The sequence below is a fragment of the Pantoea cypripedii genome, from assembly GCF_011395035.1.
Taxonomy (GTDB): domain Bacteria; phylum Pseudomonadota; class Gammaproteobacteria; order Enterobacterales; family Enterobacteriaceae; genus Pantoea; species Pantoea cypripedii_A.
The window spans coordinates 189,157-194,017 of sequence record NZ_CP024768.1 but is presented as its reverse complement, the minus strand read 5'-3'; the positions used below and the strand labels follow the sequence as shown (position 1 = coordinate 194,017).

Here is a 4,861-nt window from a genome sequence, read left to right as displayed (position 1 = left end):
GCGCCGTCCATCTGAGCAGCACCGGTGATCATGTTTTTCACGTAGTCGGCGTGGCCCGGGCAGTCAACGTGCGCGTAGTGGCGAGTCGGGGTTTCGTACTCAACGTGTGAAGTGTTGATGGTGATACCACGAGCCTTCTCTTCCGGCGCGTTGTCGATCTGGTCAAATGCACGAGCCTGGCCGCCGTAGGTTTTAGCCAGAACGGTGGTGATCGCAGCAGTCAGAGTGGTTTTACCGTGGTCAACGTGACCGATGGTGCCCACGTTTACGTGCAGTTTGTTACGTTGAAATTGCTCTTTAGCCATCGCTTGTCCCTCTAAGACACGGATATATCAAAGATATCGTCACATCAACCAGGCTATGCCTGACTGTTAGTTTTACAGAGAGAGAATCAGGAGAGAGACAAAGGAAGTGGTGCTGATACCCAGAGTCGAACTGGGGACCTCACCCTTACCAAGGGTGCGCTCTACCAACTGAGCCATATCAGCACATCTGGAGCGGGCAGCGGGAATCGAACCCGCATCATCAGCTTGGAAGGCTGAGGTAATAGCCATTATACGATGCCCGCATCCTGGAACTCGGCTACCTGTTCTTTCTGTAGCTTATGAATAATAAAAGAAGACCTTCTATTATTCGAGTCAGTCAGTGTTTCCGACTAACACTTTGACTGCGCCAATGCTCAGTCTGAATTCGAAGGTGAGAGAGTTGAACTCACCCATCAGACAATGACTTCATCTGACGCTCAACCAGGAGGTTGAGATGGTGGTGGGAGAAGGATTCGAACCTTCGAAGTCTGTGACGGCAGATTTACAGTCTGCTCCCTTTGGCCGCTCGGGAATCCCACCTACTTGATGGTGCCGGCTACCGGAATCGAACTGGTGACCTACTGATTACAAGTCAGTTGCTCTACCAACTGAGCTAAGCCGGCATCAAGTGACGCGCATTCTAGGAAGAGCGGATGCAGGATGCAACAAAAAAATTGCCAAATTTGCACTATCGCTTACTATTTGTGCAAATCCTCGCAAATCAATCATAAAATGAAGCAAATTTGTCCAGTAGCGCTGCTTTTTTACCCGCACTTCATCTCAACTTCTGAGTAGACTTTTCTCGTCGGATGCACAATTCCGGGTAAGGTTACCTTTCATGTATGGAAATTTGGTGTGCCAGAAACTTCTATGACAACCTACTGAGCGACAAGAAAAATGCGGGCGCGATTACGAAAGCGTGCTTGCGTTTATCATTTTACTTCTTTTTAAAGTCACACTGGTGTTACCCTCCTGCCCATTGTTCTCGTTAAATTACCCCTGTGACGTGCAACTGAGTTCGACACATCGCTGTATGCCTGATGCTGCAAGGTGTAGATGAGCCAGAATTTGCGGTCAGATGCATGCTTATGAGTAAAAAAACGACGCCACTTACAACACCCTATTTGCAGTTCAATCGTCAGCAATGGGCAGCTTTGCGTGACTCAGTGCCAATGACGCTGGCTGAGGGTGAAATTGCCCGATTACGCGGCATCAACGAAGACCTTTCGCTGGAAGAGGTTGCAGAGATTTATTTGCCGCTATCGCGCCTGTTAAATTTCTACATCAGTTCTAATCTGCGACGTCAGGCGGTACTTGAGCAATTTCTTGGGACTAATGCCCAAAAAATTCCCTATATCATCAGTATCGCGGGTAGCGTGGCAGTAGGTAAAAGTACCACTGCACGCGTGCTACAGGCATTACTCAGCCGATGGCCTGAGCATCGCAAAGTCGAGTTGATCACTACCGATGGCTTTCTTCATCCTAATGCGGTGTTAAAAGAACGTGGGTTGATGAAGAAGAAAGGCTTCCCGCAATCCTATGACATGCACCGACTGGTCAATTTTGTTTCTGACCTCAAATCCGGGGCCAGCCAGGTTACAGCGCCGGTTTACTCGCATCTGATTTATGATGTTATTCCGGATGGTGATAAAGTTGTGCAGCAGCCTGATATTCTGATTCTCGAAGGTTTAAACGTGCTACAAAGTGGCATGGATTATCCCCATGACCCCCATCACGTCTTTGTTTCAGATTTTGTCGACTTTTCCATATATGTCGATGCCCCTGAAGACCTCCTTGAAAGCTGGTATATCAATCGTTTTCTGAAATTCAGAGAAGGGGCATTCAGCGATCCTGATTCTTATTTCCACCATTATTCACAGCTACCGGAGCAAGACGCAGTGAATATTGCGCGCGGCCTATGGAAGGAAATTAACTGGATGAATTTAAAAGAAAATATATTACCAACGCGTGAGCGCGCAAGCCTGATAATGACCAAGTCAGCCGATCATGCCGTGCAACATGTTCGTTTAAGAAAATAAATAATAAAGCATCACTGCCCCGAATGTTCAGGGTAGTGATGTGGTAAATCAGCAAGTCACAGCCATATATTAGTCTGGTAATGCGTTATCTGGCCGTAATGAAATCTCACCACCAACCCACGCCTTAGTTTCACCATCCTGTTCCAGCAGTAAACCACCTTGCTTATCAACACCACGTGCAATGCCATGAACCTCGCGATCACCAATTAGTAATTTGACCGGGCGATTAATGAAATTATCGAGCGCATCCCAACGTTCAATAAAGGGGGCAAGACCATCACGCTCAAACAACGGTAAAGTTTCGCGTAAGCGATTAATCAATGTTGCAGCCAGCTGATTACGGTCAATGTCGATCCCCGCTTCCTGCAAATTAATCCAGCCCTGGTTAATTTGTGATGCACCTTCGGAACGCATCGCAAGGTTAATTCCAGCACCAATAACAATCTGGGCGGCATCGCCAGTTTTGCCAGTAAGCTCAACCAGGATACCAGCCAGCTTCCGATCATGTAGATAGAGGTCGTTAGGCCACTTAACCCTGACATCATTCGCTCCGAGGGACTGAATTACTTCCGCCATCACGATACCGATGACCAAACTCAACCCCATCGCAGCGGCGGGCCCCTGCTCCAGACGCCAATACATCGACATATACAAGTTGGCACCAAAAGGCGAAAACCATTGTCTGCCACGGCGTCCACGTCCTGCCTGCTGATACTCCGCAATACAGGCATCACCAGATACCAGCTTATCCATCCGTTCCAGCAGATACTGGTTCGTTGAATCAATTACTGGGATCACGGATAGATTAGGCTGATCCAGACGCGATAAAATGTCTTCCTCATTCAGCAGCTGAATAGGAGCTGGCAGGCTGTATCCTTTACCCGTGACGGTGTAGACATCCAGTCCCCAGCCTTTCAGTGTTTGAACATGCTTGTTGATTGCTGCCCGGCTCATCCCCAGAACTTCGCCCAGTTGCTCCCCGGAATGAAATTCGCCATCCGCAAGTAAAGCAACTAATTTTAGCGGTACACTGTGGTCTTTCATGAAATCACCTCTACAGCGTTGCGTTCGCCCTGCGCGCCAATAAACCGAACTTCTGGTTCCAGCCAGACATTAAATTTTTCACCGACGTGGTTTCTCACCTCGCGTGCCAGTTGAACAATATCCTGAGGTGTGGCCTGGTTTTCATTAATCAGTACCAGTGCCTGCTGGCGATGCACCGCAGCACCCCCAACCTGATGGCCTTTCAGCTGACATTGATCGATTAGCCAACCGGCGGCAACTTTCACCTCACCTTCAGGCTGGGGATAGAGCGGGATAGTTGGCCATTGGGCACACAATGTTGCAGCCTGAGTGGCGGTGATCAGCGGATTTTTAAAGAAACTACCCACATTTCCTGTTATCCGGGGGTCAGGTAGCTTGCTCTGACGCATCTGGCAGACAGCATTAAATACATCCCACGCGCTGGCCGTTGCCGGATTAAGTCGTGCCAGATCGCCGTAACTCAATACTGGCTGCCATTGCTTAGGCAGACGTAATCCTATTGCAACAATGACATAGTCATTCTTCATCGCATGTTTGAAAATACTGTCACGATAGCCAAACTCGCACTCTTCGCGATACAACCGAACAATCTGCCGGGTGGGTAGATGTAAGGCTTCAACATAGTGGCAGATATCCTTAAATTCGATGCCATACGCACCAATATTTTGAATTGGAGCCGAACCTGCCATACCCGGTATCAGCGCAAGATTCTCCAGACCGGGAATTCCTTTCTTTAATGTTTGCTCAACCAGTTCATGCCAGTTTTCTCCCGCTCCAACATGCAGTTGCCATGCTTCGGCATGTTCTTCTATCGCAATACCTTTGATTGCATTAATCACCACAGTACCGTTGAAGTCTTCGAGAAACAGCACATTGCTGCCGCCGCCAAGTATTATAAAAGGCTGCTCCTGAGCGATGCTGGCTCGCCAGGATTCCATGATGGCTTCTGCGGTATTGGCAATAACGATATTTTTCGCACTGACCTCAAGGCCAAGTGTATTGAAAGCTTTAAGAGAAGTGTTGGGGCTGGACATTTCACGGCCTTAACTGATTAATCTGGCCGTAGTTTACCTGATCAGATTGTGTAACGGCGCGATTTATCGCGCTGTTTTCCTGATTGCCGTATTACAGACGTAAAAAAGCCCTGAACTTTCGTTCAGGGCTTCTTCACTTGATTGATGCCTGGCAGTTCCCTACTCTCGCATGGGGAGACCCCACACTACCATCGGCGCTACGGCGTTTCACTTCTGAGTTCGGCATGGGGTCAGGTGGGACCACCGCGCTACAGCCGCCAGGCAAATTCTTTCTGCTCTGTCCTGTGTCTTTTGCACTGCTGCTGCGTTGGCTGCATTCGCGTAAGTCAGTCACATACTTATGTATGCTCCTTCCTTCCGTCTCTTTTGCCGCCTTGCTTCAGCGCAAAATCCTTCAGACCTCAATCCGCAGGACATAACTGAATCCGGTAAACAAAGC

At 48.7% G+C, this 4,861-nt stretch carries 4 protein-coding genes, 4 tRNA genes and 1 rRNA gene; 1 reads left to right on the top strand and 8 read right to left on the bottom strand.

Annotated features, from left to right (window positions below):
* The 5 genes from CUN67_RS30320 to CUN67_RS00885 form a co-directional block, all read right to left on the bottom strand.
* Positions 1–305 (bottom strand): GTP-binding protein (locus CUN67_RS30320; RefSeq protein ID WP_244634053.1); only part of this gene is annotated, 305 nt, incomplete at its 3' end.
* A gap of 107 nt (positions 306–412) precedes the next feature.
* Positions 413–488 (bottom strand) — tRNA-Thr (locus tag CUN67_RS00900).
* A gap of 5 nt (positions 489–493) precedes the next feature.
* Positions 494–568, bottom strand: a tRNA-Gly gene (locus CUN67_RS00895).
* Positions 569–760: 192 nt separating this feature from the next.
* Positions 761–845: transfer RNA gene (locus CUN67_RS00890), tRNA-Tyr, on the bottom strand.
* 7 nt (positions 846–852) lie between these two features.
* Positions 853–928: transfer RNA gene (locus CUN67_RS00885), tRNA-Thr, on the bottom strand.
* 465 nt (positions 929–1,393) lie between these two features.
* On the opposite strand from CUN67_RS00885, the gene coaA reads away from it, so the two are divergent.
* Positions 1,394–2,344, top strand: coding sequence for a type I pantothenate kinase (gene coaA / locus CUN67_RS00880; protein ID WP_208713617.1), 951 nt, complete (start codon positions 1,394–1,396; stop codon positions 2,342–2,344).
* A 69-nt stretch (positions 2,345–2,413) separates the two neighbouring features.
* Here coaA and birA read toward each other — a convergent pair whose 3' ends face one another.
* The 3 genes from birA to rrf form a co-directional block, all read right to left on the bottom strand.
* On the bottom strand, positions 2,414–3,388 hold the full coding sequence (gene birA, locus CUN67_RS00875; protein WP_208713616.1) for a bifunctional biotin--[acetyl-CoA-carboxylase] ligase/biotin operon repressor BirA: 975 nt from the start codon (positions 3,386–3,388) through the stop codon (positions 2,414–2,416).
* Complete coding sequence (murB, locus tag CUN67_RS00870) at positions 3,385–4,422, bottom strand: UDP-N-acetylmuramate dehydrogenase (RefSeq protein WP_208713615.1); 1,038 nt, start codon at positions 4,420–4,422, stop codon at positions 3,385–3,387. The genes birA and murB overlap by 4 nt, the downstream gene beginning before the upstream one ends.
* A gap of 146 nt (positions 4,423–4,568) precedes the next feature.
* Positions 4,569–4,684, bottom strand: a 5S ribosomal RNA gene (gene rrf, locus CUN67_RS00865).
* Between the last annotated feature and the right edge of the window lie 177 nt (positions 4,685–4,861).